The organism is Nonomuraea sp. NPDC004702, from assembly GCF_053601695.1.
The window spans coordinates 1-17973 of sequence record NZ_JBSGCE010000025.1 but is presented as its reverse complement, the minus strand read 5'-3'; the positions used below and the strand labels follow the sequence as shown (position 1 = coordinate 17973).

The window sequence follows — 17973 nt, the reverse complement described above, 5'->3', positions numbered from 1 at the left end:
TGCTGCTCAGCGCCATTCTGGCCCAGTCCTCCGCGCAGCGCTCGCGTTGTCGGCGGCCCCTGCGGCCGCCGACCGCAGTGCCTGGTGACGTGACCCCGCGGCCGGGTTGTGGTCATTGCGAGGCAGGTGCCACCGCGCCGGACGTCAGGGCCGCCTGCACGATGCGGAGCGCTTCGGCCGCGTCGAGGCCGACGCTGGCGATCACGGCGGCGTAGTCGGCGGCGGCCCGGCGCGCCCGTTCCCGGCCTTCCTCACCGGCGGCCGACACGAACGAGCCCGCCCGCCCGCGCGTCTCGATCAGCCCCGCCTCCTCCAGCTCCCGGTACGCCCGGCCGACCGTGTTGACGGCCAGGCCGAGGTCGGCCGCCAGATGGCGGATGGTCGGCAGCCGGGCGCCCACGGCCAGCGTACGGTTCTGGATCTGCCGGGCGAGCTGGGCCCGCAACTGCTCGAACGGCGGGACCGGCGAGCCCGCATCGATGACGATCATCGCAGGCCCACCGCGCGCCGCGCCGTGGCCGCGTACGACGGCGTCCTGACATGGACGGCGACCAGGGCGAGCACCCCCAGCACCAGGAAGCCCACCGAGGCGGCGCTCCACCACCCGGGCGCGAACCCGGACAACAGCACCACCGGCAGCGTCCACAACACAGGCGGCGCGGAGCTCTCGCGCGCGTCCTCGATCCGCATGACGACGTCGGCCGTCAGTGAGACCTCGTCCTCGGCCACGACGGGCCGGGCCAGCATCTCGCGCAGCTGCAGGACGGCGCCGAGGGCGACCCCGGTCACGGCGACCAGCAGCACGACGGCGGCATGCCGGGCGGTGCCCTCGGTGACGACCAGCGCGCTCACCCCCAGCGCGAACGCGCAGGCGAAGGTGGCGCCCGCCATGACGGCGTAGGGCCGTCCGAGCAGGGCGGCCCAGCCGAGCCGCACCGGATGGGTCACCCGTCGCGGCAGCGCGGCCCCGGCACGCCGGTCGACGCGCCGCACCCAGGCGTCCAGCAGGGCCTGGGTCAGCAGCAGCGCGACGATCGACCCGCTCAGCGCCGGCATCGGCGCCAGCCGATTCGGCCCGGACCCGCCGGAGGCTCCTGGCAGGGCGGCGACCTGCGCCAGGGAGGCCGCGATGATCAGCACGGCCAGAAGGACGCTGCCCAGCAGCCGCACCCGCCGCCGCACCGCCAGGCGCGTGGCCAGCAATGGCGTCGGCGGGCCGTCGCCCAGGCCGTGCCTCCGCAGCCAGGCCTCGGCGGAGCGGACGTCGGCCGACGGCGGTCCGGCCTCGGACATGGAAGCGTTCGTCATGCCTCCTCCTTTTGTCGCAAGCTTTGTAGCAACATCGTGCGTCATACCTTGCGACAAAGTCAACGCCCGGGCCCTTCGTCTCCCATCCGGACGCGCGTGCTCTGCCGTCAGGGTGGCCGACGGCGTTGTTCGGCCGCACCGTGCAGCGCCGCATCCACGCCGTCATGCGCGACCTGAACGCCGTGACCCGCTTCCAGGCGGGTCTGGAGGCCCGGGAACGCGGCTGGATCCAGCTCCGCGCGCGACCCGGCGACCCAGCGGCCAGGCGTCCGGGCGTTCGGGGCGTCCGAGCAGCATGACGAGCAACCGGACGGCCGAGACCGCGCCCGTGGCCGCGCTGAACAGGGTGAACCAGAACCAGAAGGAGCGCCAGGCGGCCGGGATCGGCAGGAGCGCCGCGACCACGATCGGCAGGCCGAGCACCAGCAGGCGCAGCCGGCGCTCGTCCTTGAGCCGGTGGCCGGACGCCGCCGCCGGGCGCAGGCCGCCGACGATCGCCAGACGCCAGGCGCGCAGCGCGGTGACATGGACCGCGACGACCATCGCGAGCCCCGCCAGCTGCGCCCATTCGAACGCGTCAGTGTCGGTCGGCGAGCCGTACAGCACGGCGGTCGAGATGAACGGCACCGTGCTGAGCGCCTCGACTGCGATCACCCGGGTCGCCGGCCTCTCGCGGAACAGGGGAGAGGCTGTTATGTTCATCATCTCAACTATCGTAGATTATTCGATAGATTCAGTCACGATCCTTTGGGAAGTCCATGAGAGTGCTCGCCCTCGGTGACCCCGGAGCGGTGGCGCGGGTCGCGGTGCGCGTGGCGGCCGGTCTGCGCGGGGTCCGGGAGATCGTCGTCGCCGACCACGACCTCGACGCGGCCCGCGCCCTGGCCGGGGAGCTGAAGGGGGTCCCGGCCCGGCTCGGCGTCCGCGACGTCGCCGGCGGACGTGCCCTGGCGGCCGCGCTGGCCGAGGCCGACGTCGTCCTCAACACGCTCGGCCCGCACCACCGGCCGGGGCCGCCGGTGCTGCGGGCCGCGATCGCCGCCCGTACCCATTACCTGGACGTCTGCGACGACTGGGAGGCCACGTCGGAGATGCTCGGCCTCGACGCCGAAGCCCGCGCGGCGGGCGTGCGCGCGGTGATCGGCATGGGCGCCAGCCCGGGGATCAGCAACCTGCTCGCGGCCAGGGCGGCGGCCCGCCTGGACACCGTGACCGACCTCTACACCGCCTGGCCCGTCGACGTGCCCGGCTCCGACGCCGGCCGGGCCGGCCTGAGCGGGTCCGACGGTCGCCCGATCCCCGCCGTGGTGCACTGGATGCGGCACGTCAGCGGCACGATCGCGGAGATCGGCGGCGGCCGCCCGGTACGCCGGCCACCCCTGCGGCCGGTCGGGCTCGCGCTGCCGGGCGGCCGCGAGGGCACCGCGTACACCGTGGGCCACCCCGAGCCGGTGACCTTGGCCCGCAGCTACCGGGTGGCGGGGGAGTCGGCCGGTCTCATGGTCGTCACCCCCGGGACCGCGGCCTATCTGGACGTGCTGCGCCGCGACATCGACCGGGGCAGGCTCACGCCCGCGACGGCCGCCGCCGAGCTGACCCGGCCCACCATGTGGCGGGCGCTGCGCGCCGCCGTACGGGCCTTCGGCTTCAAGGGGCCCGGCTCGCTGCCCGCGTTCTTCGCCGTCGCCACAGGGGTGGCGGACGGGCGGCCGGCGACCGTCCTGGCCCATCTGACGGGTACGTCGCCGCTGCTCCAGGGCATGGCCGAGGCCACGGGCGTGCCGGCCGCGCTGGGCCTCGCGCAGCTGATCGACGATCCCGGGGCGCGGCCCGGCGTCCACCCGCCGGAGGCGGCGATCGACCACGAGCGGTTCTTCGCCGACCTGGCCCGGTGGACCGGCGGCTCGGTGCGGGTCGCCGTGGAGACGGCGTGACGGCGTGACGGCGTGACGGCCCGTCAGGCGCCCGCGGCCAGACGGCTCAGGCCGCCGTAGAGGCCGAACAGGCGGACGGCGCCGGCGTCCTTGCCCGTCTGCTCCTCCAGCAGCGACCAGCAGCGCGCGGCCAGCGCCCGGGCCCGGGCGCCGGGCCAGGGCCGGGGCAGCAGCTCGGGGGGAAGCAGCGGGTCGGCCTCCATCGCGCGGGTGAACTCCGCGGCCAGCTCCACCGCGATGGTCAGCCGCCGCGGCTCGGACGACCCGGGCTTGCCCGACGGCTCGGCGTGCTCCTGGAGGAACCGGAGCCGGGGCTCGGCCACCGCGGCGAGCCGCTCGTAACGCTCGGCGATCTCGCCCAGCGGCCACATGGCCCGGGCGAGCGCGACGGGATCGCTCTCCTCGCCCCGGCGCAGGTCCCGGGTGGTCAGGAAGGTGACGTGGCCGAGGACGTCCAGGCGGCGGGCGTGCTCCTCGACGTAGGGCTCCCACGGATTGGCGCTGACGTACAGGCCGCCGTGGACGGGGGCGCCGCCCAGCAGGGTGAGCGCGGCGCGCAGCGCGTCGCGCGCGGGCCGGGCGCTCTCCGGGACGGTGAAGGCGACGAGATGCCAGGCGCCGTCCCAGGGGGCGAGCCCGGCGTCCTGGCGGTAGGCGTGGGTGACGAACTCGACGTCGAGGCCCATCGCGCGTCCGGTGCTGCCGGTGGCGCGCAGGATCGCCTTGCGCCCCCGCCCTTCCTGGACGAACCGCCCCTCGGCGACCAGCCGTTTGATGCACAGGCGCACCTGCTGGTCGTTCATGTCCAGCAGGTTGGCGGTGGCGTAGAGCTCGCCGGCGTCGACCGTGAGATCGGTGCGGACGAGCGCCTCGACGAGCATCCGGGTGGGGACATGGACGTCCATGCCGACTATCGTATCGAGTCCGATCGTTATGCGCCGATGACCTGGGCCACCGCGTCCAGCAGGGCGCGGTGACGGAGGTCGGCCAGGGCGTCGGCGGGCATCGTCCGCGGCAGGAAGGCCAGGGCGAGACCCCGGCGTGGATCGCCGAGGCCGAGGGCGCCGCCGATGCCCGGATGGCCGCAGGCCGTGGGCGACCCCAGACGCCAGGCGCGGCTGGGCAGCGCGAACCCGCACCCGAAGGCCGACGGCACGCCGAGCACCCGGTCGCGCCCGGCGGCGCGCGGCCGGACGGCCGCCCGCCAGGTCCGCGCGCCGATGAGCGGGGGCTCGTCGCCGGGCGCGGATCCGGCGCCGGGCAGCAGCAGCGCGTAGAGCCGGGCCAGGGAGCGGGCCGTGGCCACGGCGTTGGCGGCCGGCAGGTGGGCGGCGAGGGTCTCCGGGCGGGCCACCCACCGGTCGGGCGGCTCGGTGAGCGCACCCCCCACCGTCATCGCCGCCCACAAGGGCGTCCCGGGCCGGGCGAAGACCGCGGTGGTCATCCGGACCAGGAACGGGACGTGCGTGGCGGCGTGCACGGGCGCGGGTGGCGGGCCCGGCTGCCCGCCGCCGATGCCGATCGCCAGGCCGCGCGGCCGGCACACCCACGCGTCGAGCACCTCGCCGAGCCGTCCGCCGGTGACGCGGCGGACGAGCTCGTCGGCGAGCGTCCCCCAGGTGACCGCGTGGTACCCGGGCCGCCCCGGCGGCCAGCGCGCGGGCTCGGCGGCCAGGACGTCGGCCAGCGGACGTCCCTCCAGCACCTCCGCGAGGGTGGCGCCGCCTTCCGGGGCGATGAGCCCGGCCTGATGGCTCAGCAGGTGCGCGACCATGATCCCGGACTTGCCGCGACGGGCGAACTCGGGCCAGTACCTGGCCACGGGCGCGTCGAAGTCGAGCTGCCCGCGGTCGGCGAGCACCGCCAGGCAGGCGGCCGCGACGCCCTTGGAGGCGGAGAAGACCACCTGCCGGGTGTCCGGACCGTAGGGCCCGGACGCGTCGCTCCCGGCGTACAGATCGACGACGGCCCGGCCGCGGTGGATGACGTGCAGCCCCGCGCCGCGCTCGCCCGGCCTGCCCATGATCGCGGCGAACGCGCGGCGGACCGGCTCCCACCCGGGCCCGACGTCGCCGCGGACCCCGGGAAGCGGGCGATCGACGCCGGTCACGGGGTCCGGTCCACGGTGACCACCTCGTCGCGGCCGGCGCACGGCGGGTCGCAGTGGACGGCCAGCTCCGCGAAGTACCTCTCCGGGTCGAGCACGGCGTCCGGGGGACGGACGCCGGCGGCGCGCACCGAGCCGTCGAGGATCTGCGCCGCCGCCAGCGACAGCGGGATCCCGGTCGCCCTGGCCATCCCGCGCGGCGAGCCGATCAGCCGCGCGCCGATCCGGCACGGCCGGCCGTCCCGGACGCCGGCGGCCAGCGCGAAGAAGGGCGGCAGCGAGCCGGGGCCGCGCAGCGAGAGCCGGCGCACGGCGGAGCGGGCGAAGCGGCCCGCGGTCGGACGCTCGATCGCGGCCGCGGCCTGCTCCAGGGAGAGCCCGCCCCGGTCGATCTCCTCGCGCAGGGTCATCAGGTACGCGGCCGTCTCCGGCCTGACCACCATGACGCAGGCGGAGTCGCCGGTGATCGAGCAGGTCGCCGGGAGCGTCAGCGGCTCGGGATGGCCGACGGTGTAGGCGGTGCCGGGGCCCAGCCCCGGATAGTCGAGCCTGACCGGTTCGAGCGGCGGCCGTTCGGCGGGCGCGCCGCCGGCCCAGACGCGGATCGTGCCGGACAGCTGCTGCATCCAGTGGACGACGGCGGCCGACTCCCCGCCCGCCGAGGCGTCGGCGGGGTCGTCGCCGACGAACGGGACGTCCACCGGCCAGGCGGTGTGGACGCTCTCGACGGTGTCCAGCTCACGGGTCGCCAGCGCGGCCAGCATGTTGCTGGTGCCCGGGCTCGCGCCGGCCCCGATCACGGCCGTCACGCCCGCGTCCCGCGCCTGGGCGTCCATGGCGAGCATGTCCAGGGTCGGTTCCCAGTCGTCGCAGATGTCGGCGTAGTGGGTACGGCTCTCGATCGCCGCCCGCAGGATCGGCACGCCGAGCCGGAAGAAGGGGCCGGTGGTGTTGACGACCAGGTCGGCGTCGCGGAACAGCTCGCGCAGCCGGACCGGGTCGGCGGCGTCCACCGTCGCGGCCGAGGCGTTCGCGTACTTGACGGACAGCCGCGCGGCGGCGGCGGAGTCGCGGTCGGCGATCACCAGGTCGGCGATGTCCGGCCGCCCGGCCAGCGCCTCGACGACGGGCCTGCCCATCGCGCCGGCGCCGCCCAGGGCCACTACCCGGTACTGCTCACCCATCGAAGATCATCCCCTTGCGGACGTCGAGGAACGCCGACCGCAGCCGGTCGGTCAGGTAGTTCTGGCCGGCCGTCCACGGCGCGCGGTCGCCCTGCTGCGGGAACAGGTGCGCCGCGCGCTGGACGTAGGCGGAGGTCAGGCCGAGCAGCGGACGGCGGGCGACGTCGCGCGGCAGCGCGGGCATCGCGGTGGTCAGGCCGTGCCGCCGCATGTGGTCGAGCAGCCGGACGACGTAACGGGAGGACAGCTCCGCCCGCAGCGTCCACGACGCGTTGGTGTAACCGACGCAGAAGGCCAGGTTGGGCACGCCGCTCAGCATCAGCCCGCGGTAGGCGGTGGTCTCGGCCAGGTCGACCGGGCGGCCCTGCACCGACACGGCGATCCCGCCAAAGGGGATCAGCGACAGGCCCGTCGCGGAGACGATCACGTCCGCCTCCAGCGTGCGCCCGGACTCCAGCTCGATCCCGCGCTCGGTGAGACGGGCGATCCGGTCGGTGACCATCGACACGCGCCCGGCGGCCACCTCGCGGAACAGGTCGCCGTCGGGGACGACGCACAGCCGCTGGTCCCACGGCTGGTACCGGGGGGTGAAGTGCCGGTCGAGGAGGGCCGGGTCGGGCAGGTACCGCTGGATGCCCTTGCGCAGGTGCCGCTTGGTCTGCTCCGGGTAGCGCCGGCTCAGCCAGTACGTGAGCTGGCTGCTCAGGACGTTCTTGGCGCGGAGCAGCCGGTGGGCCGTACGCGCGGGAAGCAGGCGGCGCAGCGGGCCCGCCGCCGGGTCCACGTCGGGCAGGGAGGTCAGGTAGGTCGGGGAGCGCTGCAGCATCGTGACGTGCCCCGCCCGTTTCGCCAGCGCCGGCACCAGGGTGACCGCGGTGGCCCCGCTGCCGATCACCACGGTGCTCTTGCCGGTCACGTCGAGGTCGTCCGGCCAGAACTGCGGGTGCACGAACCTGCCGCCGAAGTCCTCGGCGCCCTTGAACTCCGGCTGGTGGCCGTGGTCGTAGTCGTAGTAACCGGCGCAGACGTACAGGAACGAGCACGTCCAGGTTCCGCGGGTGGTGCGCACCGTCCACCGGCGCCGCTCCCAGGACCAGTCGGCGGACAGGGCCTTGGTCCGGTGCCGGACGTGCCGGTCGATGCCGTGGTCGCGGGCGGTGTCCTCGATGTAGCGGCGGATGGCGTCCCCGTCGGCCAGGGACTTGCGGCCGCGCCAGGGCTGGAAGGCGTAGCTGAGGGTGAAGATGTCGGAGTCCGAGCGCACGCCCGGATAGCGGAACAGGTCCCACGTGCCGCCGAGACGGTCTCGGGCCTCCAGCACCGCGTAGGTCCTGCCGGGTCGCCGCTGGAGATGCCATGCGGCGCCGATGCCGGACAGGCCGGCACCGATGATCAGTACGTCGACGTGTCGCCCGGCATCGGCCGGGCCGGCTTCGCTCGTCATGAACGCCACCTCTCTTTCGCACGCAAAACTATCGCATGAGAAACGAACGTAGCAATTCCGAACGATTGATTCGGGGCATGGCGAAGCGCGCCCCGGCCCGTGGCCGCAAGGGCCGGGGCGGGGGCGGAGGTCAGCGCTGGTTCAGGAGGCCGGGCTCCCGTCGACCCAGGACGGGTCCGCGACGAGGGTCCGCAGCTCGTTCACGAGCCGGGCGGAGTGGAACCCGTCGGCGGCGGCGTGGTGCACCTGGAGTGCGAGGGGGAGCAGGACCCGGCCGTCGCGCTCGGTGTACCGGCCGAGGGTGAAGATGGGGGCGAGGTGGTCCCAGTTGTCGCCGATGTTGAGGTTGAACCCGGTGAAGGACGTCCACGGCAGGCTCGACACGTCGAACGTGTTGGACGGAAGCGACCCCTGCGGGAAGAAGTCGGTGGCGCGGGCGTGCTCGGCGAGCAGGGGAGCGGCGGCGTCGTGGAAGGCGGCGAAGTCGGGGTCGTAGGGCGCCCACACGCACGCGAACGTCTCGCGTTCGGGGTTGAGGACCGTGAAGGCCGGATGCACGACGGGCCAGACGGCCGGTTCGCCGGAGGCGGTCAGGCACATCCTGAACTCCTCGTGCCGGTTGACGACCGTGGCGATCGCCCAGACCTGCGCGAGGTAGGACTTGCGCCGCGACCGGCCGAGCGCCGCCGTGAACGCGGTGACGTCGATCTCCACCGTGATCGAATACGTGCACGGGACGGCCCGGCGGTAGTGCTCGAAGTGCTGCCGGCGCGGCCAGGCATCGGTGTCGATGGGGATGGGGGCGTCCATGCGCTCATCATCCCAACCGCCGGGCCGCACGGAATGTCGGCCCCGGCGGATACGGTCGCCTCCCATGAACCCCCAGTACGGCTGGTCCGCCCTCTTCGCGGCGAAGGGCCTGACCCCCCTCAGCCCCGAAGGCCCGCCGCCCGCGCCGGGCGACGGCCTGCACCCCCCGGCCGGCGAGGCGGAGGTCAACCGGCTCGAAGACCGGCTGGGCACGGCCCTGCCGCCGAGCTACCGGCAGTTTCTGCTGTTCGCCGACGGCTGGGGCGACGACGAGTCCGGCCATGTCGTGCTGCCGGCCGCCAGGGTCGGCTGGTTCCGTGACCTCGAACCCGAGGCCGCCGCGCTGTGGCCGTCGCCCGGAGAACCGGTCTCCGTGAGCGTCCCCGACGAGCTCTACTTCGTCTACGGGGCCGAGCAGGACTGCGTCGACCTGCGGGAGGAGTACGTGCGCGACACCCTGCTGGTCGGCTACGGGGATGACGGCGAGTTCCTGCTCAACCCCCACGTCAGGACCGCCGACGGCGAGTGGGAGGCGTGGTTCCTCGCGCCCTGGCTGCCGGGCGCCGACCGCCACAGGTCCTTCTGGGACCTGATGAGAACGCAGTAGCCTCCGCAAGGCCGGTCTCACCCCGGCGCGGGCACGCCGGCGACCGGGGCCGGCTCCCCGCGGACGGGCAGCAGGCGGGCCAGCAGGGCCGTGGCCAGCGCGGCGATCAGCGCGGCCTCCAGCATGCGCTCCAGAATGATCATGTGGATCAGCCACGGCAGCGCCGTCCGCAGGGGCAGCCACACCAGCTCCAGCGCGAGGGCGTAGAGCACCGCCGCGGCCAGCCCCGTCAGCATGCCCTTCGCGACCGGCGACGTCCCGGACAACCCGGCCACGCAGGCCGCCAGGGCGGCGCCGGCGGCGGCTCCGGTCGCGATGACGCCCGACAACGCGGTGCCGGAGCTCTGGAAGACGTAGCCGTTGACCGTGCCCGACACCATGGCCGTGACCAGCGCCGCGGCGGCCGCGCAGCCCACCGCCAGGGCGAGGCGGCCGGTGCGCCGGGGCGCGCGCGGGCGGCGTTCGCCGAGGGTGACGAAACGTACCGCCATCGGGGCCAGCATGAGCAGGACGACAGCGAGCAGCAGGAGGAGGCCCGCCGACAGGCGGGAGTCCAGCATGATCTGCGCAGTGATCAGGACCTGCGCCAGCGGGTCGGAAACAGCGGGATATTTCTGGACGTGGGCGATGATGATGTCGGCCTGGACGTCGTAGAACCCCCGCGCGCCCAGCGTCACGACCACCGCGATCAGCAGCAGCGGCCCGAGCGCCGACCGCGGCCCGTGCACCCGCGGCGCCCACATCCGCGCCACCCACCGCACCCACACCCCCAGCAGCAGGCCCGCCACCGCCAGCACCACCAGCCCGGCGAGCTGCACCGACACGGGGAACGGCGCCAGCGCATGGTCGGTCATCCTGCTCGGGGCCAGCACCCAGCCGCCCGCCAGCCCCACGGCCAGGCCCAGCGGCACGTGCACGGCGTCGCCGCGCGCCCCCACGGCCCGCAACGCCCGCAACCCCAGCGCGACGGCCAGCAGCAGGGCGAACACCTCCGCCGGCCACGGCAGCGTGTTGGTGCGTCCCTGCGCGGTCAGCGACGTGGCCGGATCCATGGTCAGGGAGAAACAGCCGCCCAGCGCCAGCGGGAAGACGAAACCCTGGCGGACCAGCGGCTCCTCGTCCTCCAGCGCGGCCCGCCGGACGGCGAGATGCGGATGGGTGCGCACCCGCAGCGACACCGGCCACCGGCGCGGCGCCGGCGCCTGTTCGAACACGCGGCGCAGCGGCGTCGCGTCCCGCTCCCACGACAACACGCGGGCGTCGGCCATCAGCTCGCGCGACTGCAGCACCACCGAACGGGTCAGCCACGACAACACCGCCAGCCCCGCGATCTGGGCGGCGAACAACCACGACAGCGCCGCGCGCGCCCCGAACGGCATCAGCTCCGCCCGCAGGAACGGCGCCTGCCCCGACACCACCCCGTTCACGGCGGCGAGCAGGCCCGGCACGAGGATCACCGCGGCATACGACCGCCACATCGCCAGCGTGACCGCCGTGATGGTCAGGTCCCTGTTGCGCACGTGCGCCAGCTCGTGCAGCACCACCGCCCGGAACAGCGGCCGGTCGCGCTCGAACGACATCCAGGTGCCCCGGCTGATCACCACGTACCGGCGCCCGGGCCGCCCGAAGGCCAGCCCGGCCACCGCGGGGTCGAGCACGTCGAGCAGGAAGACGACGCGGCGGCCGCCGAGCACCTCCGCCGCCATCCGCCGCAACTCCTCGCCGACCTCGCCGCCGACCGGACGCAGCCGCCGGCGGCGGATCCGCCAGGCCGGGCCGAACCAGCACTGCAGCGCGGTGAGCAGGACGAGCGTCGCGAAACAGAGCAACACGCCGAGCCGGAGATCCTGGTGAGCCCCGCGGCTCATCACGTCGCACGCGGGATCGTCCAGGCCCTTCAGCGCCGCGAGCTGGCACGCCTCCCTGACCTTCGCCGGGACCTCCGCCCCCTGCACCGACAGCAGGTCGAAGATCCCCGGCCGGTAGATCGCGGTCGTCGCGAACGCCAGGCTGATCAGCAGGACGAACGCGGACGTGGTGGCCGACGGGAGACGGCCTCTCATGACGGGTTACGGGCCAGCTCGCTCACCACCGCGTCGGCCAGCGCGTCGGCCTGCGCCTGCGACATGCCCATCCGGCGCGCCTTGTGGTAGGCGACCTTGCGGATCTCCGTCAGCCGGGCCGGCGGCAACGGCGCCGGGCCCGCCGGCTGCGCCTCGGGCAGCTCCCGCGGACGGCGGCGCAACCGGCCGATCAGCCGGCCGGTCCACGAGCCGACGTCCTTGCCCACGTCCGCGAGCACCGTGGTCACGACGCCGGAGACGATCGCCGTCACCAGCAGCTCGTCCACCCCCGGCAACCCGAAACCGAGCGGATCCCGATGCGACCGCGGCCTCGTCCTGCCGCCGAGCGCGTCCCAGGTCTGGTCGAACAGCGGCAGTTCGGCGGGAGCGATCCTGGTCACGACCCGGCGGCTGAGATCCTTGGCGAACACATCGGACACCGAGACCTCCAACAGGAGAATTCCGTTGCCTGAAATATAGGCAGCTCCGAGGCCGGATGTCCTCGGATACCGACGGCCCGGCCCGGTTTCCGCCGCATTTCCGCCGCACGTCCTCCGTGGCCCGTCCGATGTCTAGTCGCCGTGGAGCCCGTCGGGGTCGCAGTAGTCGATCTCGTTCGTCGGCTTGAAGTCGGCCACGATGATCTCGCGCCGGAACGGCCCGCCGCTCTCCATCTCCTCGGCGGACGCCTCGAAGGTGAAGCGCTGCATGGGCCGCAGCAGCCTGCCCGCGATGACCACCGGCCTGCGCACCGAGTAGATGGCGGGGAACGGGCAGCAGTAGTAGCTGCCGAGCGGCTTGCCCGTCGCGTCGACGGCGTAGGCGATGGCGCCGTCCCGGAAGGCGGCGTCGATCTGCGCCTGGATGTGCAGCGTGGCGGCCGGGTCGGGGTCGTACTCCCACATCTCCTTGACGGCCTGCCGGGCCTTGGGGTCGGCCTGCCAGTAGTCCCGCCGCTGCGGGTCGGTCAGGCACCAGGGGTCGAGGCCGCGCAGGTTCGCCTCAAGGGACCGGTACGTCGCCGCGGGCCTGGTGACGGTGCTCTGGTAGGTGGCGATGTGCCTGGGCATGGCGATGAGCTGGCCCACGTGGTAGTAGAGCTCCAGGGACCGCTGCAGCCGTTGCTCGATCGCCTCGTGCAGGCTCGGCTGCGGATCGGCCTTGAGCAGCCCCTCGGCGTAGTCGGCGGCGGTGGCGGCCTCGGCCACGAGCTGGCGCAGCCGCTGCAGGTCGGCCTGGTGGTCGTGGTCGTCGGCGACGGTCTGCTCGAACACCCCGAAGGCCACCTCCGCGTGCCGGCGGATCGCGCGGGTGGCGGCCAGCATGCCGTGCAGATGGGGCAGCGGGCACGGGTCCGCCTCGGCCCATTCGGGCAGGTCGGCGGGCAGCTGGAGCTCTGTCTCGACCAGATAGCGGGTGTTGCCGGCCGCCTGCCGGGCGCGCGACACCCAGCCTTCCACCTGCGCGAAGCAGGCGGCCACCTGCCGGCTGGTGACCGGCGGCACGTAGCCCGCGGTGCGCGGGTCGGCGCTGTAGTCGGAGTCGAGCAGCTGCTCGCCGATCGTCTGCAGCACGAACGCGTTCCAGGTGCACAGCAGCTGCCCGGAGGCGGACTGCGGGCCGTGCCAGAGGTTGACGCCGTCCTGGACCAGGCGTAACCGCAGCTCCTCGGCACGCTCCAGCTCGGTGTAGACCAGGCCCCCGGCCCGCCGGTACGCCTCCAGCTCGTCCGCGCGCACCTCGCCCTTGTACGCCGCGACCATCCGCGTCATCAGCGTCGGCCGCCCCGGATCATTGGCCATCATGTACGTCCCCGTCCTCTTCCCCCGTGACAATTGGTGATCCGTACCCTAAGCCGCCATCCCCTCGGCGGGCCATCCATGGCGAGCTCCGGGATCAGCCCGCGCGGCGCGGAGGTGACGCCCTACGATCGGGGGATGGCCGTCCCCGAGCTGATCCGCATCGTGACGCGTTCGTCTCCCATGGCGCTCGCCCAGGTCGAGCGCGTCCGGCGGGAGCTGGCCGACCGGCATCCCGGCATCCGCACCGAGGTCGTCCCGGTCACCACGTCCGGCGACCGGTGGCAGGGGGCGCTGTCGGCGCTGGGCGGCAAGGGCGCCTTCACCAAAGAGGTCGACGAGGCGCTCCTGGCCGGCCAGGCCGACCTGGCGGTCCACTGCATGAAGGACGTGCCCGCCGACCGTCCGCTGCCGGCCGGCACGGTGTTCGCGGCCTTCCTCAAGCGTGACGACCTGCGCGACGCGCTCGTGCACCCCGGCGGCCTGAAGCTGGACGCGCTGCCCGAGGGCACCCGGATCGGCACGTCGTCGGTGCGGCGCGTGGCCCAGCTCGCCGCGTCCCACCCGCAGCTGCGCTGCGTGCCGATGCGCGGCAACGCCAACCGGCGCCTGGAGAAGCTCGACGCGGGCGAGGCCGACGCGCTGCTGCTGGCGGTGGCCGGGCTGGAGCGCATCGGCCGGCCGGACCGGATCACCGAGGCGCTGTCGCTGGAGACGATGTGCCCGCCGATCGGCGCGGGCGTGCTGGCCCTGCAGTGCCGGGAGGACGACCCGGCGACCGTCGACGCGGTCGCCGGGCTGGGGCATGCCGACACGTGGCGGGAGATCACCGCCGAGCGCATGCTGCTGCACGTGCTCCAGGGCCACTGCAACTCGCCCATCGCCGGGTACGCCCGCGCCGAGCGCGACGGCCGGTTGTCGTTGCGCGCCCGGGTCTTCTCCCCCGACGGCAAGCGCGTGCTCGACGCGCACGAGTGGGCCGGCCCGCTCGACCCGGCGACGCTCGGCACCTCCGTCGCGGTCGCGCTGCTCCGCCAGGGCGCCCGGGAACTGATCGATGCCATCCCCCACTGACGGCGGGCCGCCTATGTCGTGGCGGCCGCCACCTCGTCCTGGTCGCGGAGGGGTTCGTCGCCGTGCAGCAGCCACTCCAGCGTGGCGGGGGTGGCGTCGAAGTGCCCGGCGTGCCCGGCGTCGGGCTGGACGGTGAGGGTGGCGGTGGGGATGCGGGCGGCGAGCCAGCGGGCGTGCGCGACCGGCACGACGCCGTCCAGCTCGCCGTGCCACAGCCGGACCGGGACGGTGATGGCGGCGGGGTCCACCCCCCAGGGCCTGCCGAACAGGGCGATGACGTCGTCCGCCCAGCCGCCGAGGCCGGGACGGACCGCCTCGGCGTAGGCGGCCGCCAACATGGCGCTGACCTCGGGACGCGTCAGGACGGCGGCCTCGAACGGCGGCAACTGCGGCGGCCCGGACGAGTCCGCCCCCAGGTGGGCGATCATCGCGTCGCGATCCTGGAGGGCGACGGCGGCGCTGCGCCGGTTGCCCTCCATCATCCCGGCCGTCCAGTCCAGCCCCTCGGCGTCGCGCGGGGCCGGCGCCGCCAGCGAGGCGACCCGGACGGCCCGGCCGGGGTGGCGGGCGGCGAACGCCAGCGCGTGCGGCCCGCCGCCGGAGACCCCGTAGACGGCGAACTCGTCGAGGCCGAGCGCGTCGGCCACGGCGGCGACGTCGTCCGCGCCGTCCACGACGCGCCGCCCGGGCAGCGGCGTCGAGCCGCCGAGGCCGGGGCGGTCGAAGGTGATCAGCCGGATGCCGAGCCTGGTGTACAAGGAGTCGTCGGGGTGGCGGGCCAGGCGTCCCACGGGGGTGCCGTGCAGGTAGAAGACGGGTGTCCCGTCGGGGACGCCCCACTGCTCCACGGCAAGGGCGCGGCCGTCTCGCGTGATCACTGTGTGCACTCCGCCACGGTAGCCATCAGGGACACCTGCGCACCGTAGGTTTCATTTCCGGCGAAACAGACGAATCGCTCGCGGGTCAGCGGGGTGCAGGCGCGTTCCAGGCGGGCCCGCCCGGCTTCCGCGAGGGAGTGGCGGTTTTCCGTAGGAAAAGCGGAGGGACTTCGCCATGGTGGCGGAACGAGGGTGATCCATAGCGTTGGGCGGGTGCTCAGAGACATCGTCGCCGTGTTCTGCCTCGCCCTGCCGCTCGCGTCCGGCCCGGCCGTGCCCAAGGACCTCGCGCCCTCGTCGGTGGACGCCTTCGTCACGAGGTACCGCGAGGCGACCGGGCTCCCCGGGGTCGCGGTCGCGATCATCAAGGGCAGGCGGGTCGTCCACGCCGCCGGGTACGGCCGGACCGCCTCCGGCGAGCCGGTGACGACGGACACGCCCATGGCCGTGGCGTCGGTCAGCAAGTCCTTCACCTCGCTCGCCGTCCTGCAACTGGTGGAGAAAGGCCAGGTCGAGCTGGACAGGCCGGTGCGCGGCTACCTGCCCGAGTTCACCATGGCCGATCCCAGGGCCGCCCGGATCACCGTGCGGCAGTTGCTCAACCAGACCTCCGGCATGGCCGACTCGGCCTTCCGCGAGAAGAGCCTGCCCCAGCCCCGCACGCTCGAAGGCGCCGTGGCCCGGCTGAGGACGGCCCGGCTCGCCGCGGAGCCGGGCACCGCCTTCAGCTACCACAACACCAACTACCAGGTCGCCGCGCGGCTGGTCGAGGTGGTGAGCGGGCAGCCGTTCGCGGCGTACCTGCGCGAGAACGTCTTCACGCCCCTCGGCATGCGCCACAGCAGGACGGTCGACACCGACCGCGACCTGCCCGGCAGCGCCCGCGGCCATCTGGTCGTGCTCGGCCGGGCCGTCGCCGTGCCGGAGCCGCCCGGGTTCGGCAACGGCTCGGGCGGGGTCCTCAGCACCGCCGGCGACATGGCCCGATGGCTGATCGCGCAGAACGACGGCATCCTCTCCCCGCGAAGCGTCAAGGAGATGCGCACGCCGTCCGAGCAGGACGGGGAGTACGCCCTCGGCTGGGAGATCGGCCAGACCGCGCGCGGCACCCCCGTCGTCCGGCACGACGGCGACCTGTTCACCTCCACGGCCGCCCAGCTGCTGATGCCGGAGCGGGGATACGGCGTCGCGGTCATGGCGAACACCGGGACGGCCTTCGGCGACGCCGGCGCCCTCATGGACGGCCTGGTCGCCCTGATCGAGGGAGGCACACCCGAGATCCCCTCCGCGCCGCCCTACCTCGTCACCGACATCCTGTTCGTCCTGCTGACCCTCGCGACCGCCGGGCTGGCCGTACGGGGCGTGGCCCGCTCCCGGCGCTGGGCCGCCGGGTGCGTGGGGTGGCGGCGGTGGCGGCTGCTGCCGCTGCTGGCCCCGCTCGCGTTGTGCGTCATGATCGTCCCGATCATGCGGGTGCTCCTGCGGGGTGGCGACATCATGTGGATCCAGGTGGTCTGTCTGTATCCGACGTTCATGGTCTGGTTGGTGACGGCCGCGGTCGCGGGCACGGCGGTGACGGCCGCACGGCTGCTCGCCGCGGCCCGCACGGGCAGGTTGACGTGAGAGGGCGAGAAGGCATGGACGTGTACGAAGCCGTGGACAGCCGCCGGGCGGTGCGGGCGTTCAGCGACGAGCCGGTCCCCAAGGAGGTGCTCGAACGCGTGCTGACCGCCGCGACGCGGGCCCCGTCGAGCGGGAACCTTCAGCCGTGGCGGCTGTACGTCGTGGCCGGCGAGCCGCTGGCCGAGCTGAAACGGCGGGCGACGGCCAGGGCCCTGGCGGGCGACCCGGGTGACGAGCGGGAGTATCCGATGTACCCGGCCGAGCTGACCTCGCCGTACTTGGACCGGTTCGCCGCCGCGGCCGACCAGCGGTACAAGGCGCTGGGGATCGAGCGCGACGCCCCCGACCGGCCGCGGCGGATCGCCGCCTTGAACTCGGCGGCGTTCGGGGCGCCGGTCGTCCTGTTCTGCTACCTCGACCAGGCGATGGGCCCCGGGCAGTGGGCGGACGCGGGGATGTACCTGCAGACGGTCATGTTGCTGCTGAGGGCGGAAGGGGTGCACAGCTGCCCCCAGGTGATGTGGACGATGTACCGCGAAACCGTCAGCCAGACCATCGGCGCTCATGACGGTCTTGTCCTGCTCTGTGGGGTCGCGGTGGGCTTCGAGAGGGAGGACGTGCCGCGGCTGCGTACCGGGCGGGCCGACCTGGCCGAGACGGTGAGCTTCGTCGGGGTGTGACGCCGGGCGGTCAGGATCGGCGGGCGCGGGCGGCGAGGCGGCCGGCGACGGCGAGGACGAGGTCGCGCAGCTCAGCGGGACGCTCGATGACGAACGGGCGGTCGAGCGCGGCGAGCACGCCGGGCAGCCAGTCGAGCCGTTCGGCCCGCAGCTCGACCCGCCACCAGCGCTCGCCTGCCGGCCCGGCGGGCTCCTCAGCGGGGTCGTCAGCGGTGTCGAGGGCGGGCCCGTCGGTGATCTCCTCCATGGTGGCGACGGCGGCGGGCAGGCGGGTGCGGATCCGCTCGGCCGTCCCGTGGATCCGCAGGGTCACCTCGTGCCGGTAGGACGCGGTGGCGAACCCCGACAGGACGCGCTGCGCCGGATCCGGCGCAGCGCGTCCAGCAGGCGGCTCGAACGGTGGTGAGCTCGCCGAGCAGGAGGACGCGCGTGCGGGGGTCGCCGTCGACGCGCGGGCGAGCG

17 protein-coding genes and 1 pseudogene are annotated in these 17973 nt (G+C 74.2%); 5 read left to right on the top strand and 13 right to left on the bottom strand.

Annotated features, from left to right (window positions below; translation table 11 throughout):
- Positions 1-112 precede the first annotated feature (112 nt).
- The 3 genes from ACWEJ6_RS28110 to ACWEJ6_RS28100 form a co-directional block, all read right to left on the bottom strand.
- Positions 113-490, bottom strand: coding sequence for a GntR family transcriptional regulator (locus ACWEJ6_RS28110; RefSeq protein ID WP_452427476.1), 378 nt, complete (start codon positions 488-490; stop codon positions 113-115).
- Positions 487-1308, bottom strand: coding sequence for a hypothetical protein (locus ACWEJ6_RS28105; protein ID WP_387673476.1), 822 nt, complete (start codon positions 1306-1308; stop codon positions 487-489). Before ACWEJ6_RS28105 ends, ACWEJ6_RS28110 begins: the two co-directional genes overlap by 4 nt.
- A gap of 162 nt (positions 1309-1470) precedes the next feature.
- Positions 1471-2013: a hypothetical protein gene (locus ACWEJ6_RS28100; RefSeq protein WP_452427473.1), complete on the bottom strand. Its 543-nt coding sequence runs from the start codon at positions 2011-2013 to the stop codon at positions 1471-1473.
- A gap of 53 nt (positions 2014-2066) precedes the next feature.
- On the opposite strand from ACWEJ6_RS28100, the gene ACWEJ6_RS28095 reads away from it, so the two are divergent.
- Complete coding sequence (locus tag ACWEJ6_RS28095; RefSeq protein ID WP_452427471.1) at positions 2067-3242, top strand: saccharopine dehydrogenase family protein; 1176 nt, start codon at positions 2067-2069, stop codon at positions 3240-3242.
- A gap of 23 nt (positions 3243-3265) precedes the next feature.
- On the opposite strand, the gene ACWEJ6_RS28090 is transcribed toward ACWEJ6_RS28095, so the two are convergent.
- The 5 genes from ACWEJ6_RS28090 to catA form a co-directional block, all read right to left on the bottom strand.
- Positions 3266-4147: a PaaX family transcriptional regulator C-terminal domain-containing protein gene (locus ACWEJ6_RS28090; RefSeq protein WP_452427469.1), complete on the bottom strand. Its 882-nt coding sequence runs from the start codon at positions 4145-4147 to the stop codon at positions 3266-3268.
- A 26-nt stretch (positions 4148-4173) separates the two neighbouring features.
- Positions 4174-5352, bottom strand: a complete 1179-nt coding sequence (locus ACWEJ6_RS28085) for a serine hydrolase domain-containing protein (protein WP_452427467.1) — start codon at positions 5350-5352, stop codon at positions 4174-4176.
- Complete coding sequence (locus tag ACWEJ6_RS28080; protein WP_452427465.1) at positions 5349-6533, bottom strand: saccharopine dehydrogenase family protein; 1185 nt, start codon at positions 6531-6533, stop codon at positions 5349-5351. The genes ACWEJ6_RS28085 and ACWEJ6_RS28080 overlap by 4 nt, the downstream gene beginning before the upstream one ends.
- Positions 6526-7977, bottom strand: coding sequence for a flavin-containing monooxygenase (locus ACWEJ6_RS28075; protein WP_452427463.1), 1452 nt, complete (start codon positions 7975-7977; stop codon positions 6526-6528). The genes ACWEJ6_RS28080 and ACWEJ6_RS28075 overlap by 8 nt, the downstream gene beginning before the upstream one ends.
- Before the next feature lie 141 nt (positions 7978-8118).
- On the bottom strand, positions 8119-8787 hold the full coding sequence (catA, locus tag ACWEJ6_RS28070) for a type A chloramphenicol O-acetyltransferase (RefSeq protein ID WP_452427461.1): 669 nt from the start codon (positions 8785-8787) through the stop codon (positions 8119-8121).
- Between the two features lie 64 nt (positions 8788-8851).
- Here catA and ACWEJ6_RS28065 point away from each other — a divergent pair, with 64 nt between their 5' ends.
- Entirely contained in the window at positions 8852-9394 is a 543-nt protein-coding gene (locus tag ACWEJ6_RS28065) for an SMI1/KNR4 family protein (RefSeq protein WP_452427459.1), read from the top strand.
- A 17-nt stretch (positions 9395-9411) separates the two neighbouring features.
- Here ACWEJ6_RS28065 and ACWEJ6_RS28060 read toward each other — a convergent pair whose 3' ends face one another.
- The 3 genes from ACWEJ6_RS28060 to ACWEJ6_RS28050 all read right to left on the bottom strand — a co-directional run bounded on the left by ACWEJ6_RS28060 (position 9412) and on the right by ACWEJ6_RS28050 (position 13262).
- On the bottom strand, positions 9412-11457 hold the full coding sequence (locus ACWEJ6_RS28060) for a M48 family metalloprotease (RefSeq protein ID WP_452427457.1): 2046 nt from the start codon (positions 11455-11457) through the stop codon (positions 9412-9414).
- Positions 11454-11897 carry a hypothetical protein gene (locus tag ACWEJ6_RS28055; protein ID WP_358295504.1) on the bottom strand — a complete coding sequence of 148 codons (444 nt, stop codon included), beginning with the start codon at positions 11895-11897 and terminating at the stop codon, positions 11454-11456. The genes ACWEJ6_RS28060 and ACWEJ6_RS28055 overlap by 4 nt, the downstream gene beginning before the upstream one ends.
- Positions 11898-12029: 132 nt before the next feature.
- Positions 12030-13262 (bottom strand): hypothetical protein, encoded by a 1233-nt coding sequence (locus ACWEJ6_RS28050; RefSeq protein WP_452427454.1) that lies wholly within the window; start codon positions 13260-13262, stop codon positions 12030-12032.
- Positions 13263-13394: 132 nt separating this feature from the next.
- Here ACWEJ6_RS28050 and hemC point away from each other — a divergent pair, with 132 nt between their 5' ends.
- Positions 13395-14330, top strand: coding sequence for a hydroxymethylbilane synthase (hemC, locus tag ACWEJ6_RS28045; protein WP_387673444.1), 936 nt, complete (start codon positions 13395-13397; stop codon positions 14328-14330).
- 11 nt (positions 14331-14341) lie between these two features.
- Here the strand turns inward: hemC and ACWEJ6_RS28040 are convergent, their stop codons facing one another.
- Positions 14342-15217 (bottom strand): alpha/beta fold hydrolase, encoded by an 876-nt coding sequence (locus tag ACWEJ6_RS28040; RefSeq protein ID WP_452427452.1) that lies wholly within the window; start codon positions 15215-15217, stop codon positions 14342-14344.
- 204 nt (positions 15218-15421) lie between these two features.
- Here ACWEJ6_RS28040 and ACWEJ6_RS28035 point away from each other — a divergent pair, with 204 nt between their 5' ends.
- Positions 15422-16831, top strand: coding sequence for a serine hydrolase domain-containing protein (locus ACWEJ6_RS28035; RefSeq protein ID WP_452427450.1), 1410 nt, complete (start codon positions 15422-15424; stop codon positions 16829-16831).
- 14 nt (positions 16832-16845) lie between these two features.
- Complete coding sequence (locus ACWEJ6_RS28030) at positions 16846-17511, top strand: nitroreductase (protein WP_452427448.1); 666 nt, start codon at positions 16846-16848, stop codon at positions 17509-17511.
- Between the two features lie 10 nt (positions 17512-17521).
- Here ACWEJ6_RS28030 and ACWEJ6_RS28025 read toward each other — a convergent pair.
- Positions 17522-17973 (bottom strand): annotated as a pseudogene (locus tag ACWEJ6_RS28025) (hypothetical protein); the annotation flags it as partial.

Coding starts and splice junctions, on each gene's coding strand:
- ACWEJ6_RS28030 (WP_452427448.1), top strand. CDS start 16,846: ATGGACGTGTACGAAGCCGTGGACAGCCGCCGGGCGGTGCGGGCGTTC.
- ACWEJ6_RS28065 (WP_452427459.1), top strand. CDS start 8,852: ATGAACCCCCAGTACGGCTGGTCCGCCCTCTTCGCGGCGAAGGGCCTG.
- ACWEJ6_RS28095 (WP_452427471.1), top strand. CDS start 2,067: ATGAGAGTGCTCGCCCTCGGTGACCCCGGAGCGGTGGCGCGGGTCGCG.
- ACWEJ6_RS28060 (WP_452427457.1), bottom strand. CDS start 11,457: ATGAGAGGCCGTCTCCCGTCGGCCACCACGTCCGCGTTCGTCCTGCTG.
- ACWEJ6_RS28075 (WP_452427463.1), bottom strand. CDS start 7,977: ATGACGAGCGAAGCCGGCCCGGCCGATGCCGGGCGACACGTCGACGTA.
- ACWEJ6_RS28105 (WP_387673476.1), bottom strand. CDS start 1,308: ATGACGAACGCTTCCATGTCCGAGGCCGGACCGCCGTCGGCCGACGTC.
- ACWEJ6_RS28100 (WP_452427473.1), bottom strand. CDS start 2,013: ATGATGAACATAACAGCCTCTCCCCTGTTCCGCGAGAGGCCGGCGACC.
- hemC (WP_387673444.1), top strand. CDS start 13,395: ATGGCCGTCCCCGAGCTGATCCGCATCGTGACGCGTTCGTCTCCCATG.
- ACWEJ6_RS28110 (WP_452427476.1), bottom strand. CDS start 490: ATGATCGTCATCGATGCGGGCTCGCCGGTCCCGCCGTTCGAGCAGTTG.
- ACWEJ6_RS28080 (WP_452427465.1), bottom strand. CDS start 6,533: ATGGGTGAGCAGTACCGGGTAGTGGCCCTGGGCGGCGCCGGCGCGATG.
- ACWEJ6_RS28090 (WP_452427469.1), bottom strand. CDS start 4,147: ATGGACGTCCATGTCCCCACCCGGATGCTCGTCGAGGCGCTCGTCCGC.
- catA (WP_452427461.1), bottom strand. CDS start 8,787: ATGGACGCCCCCATCCCCATCGACACCGATGCCTGGCCGCGCCGGCAG.
- ACWEJ6_RS28050 (WP_452427454.1), bottom strand. CDS start 13,262: ATGATGGCCAATGATCCGGGGCGGCCGACGCTGATGACGCGGATGGTC.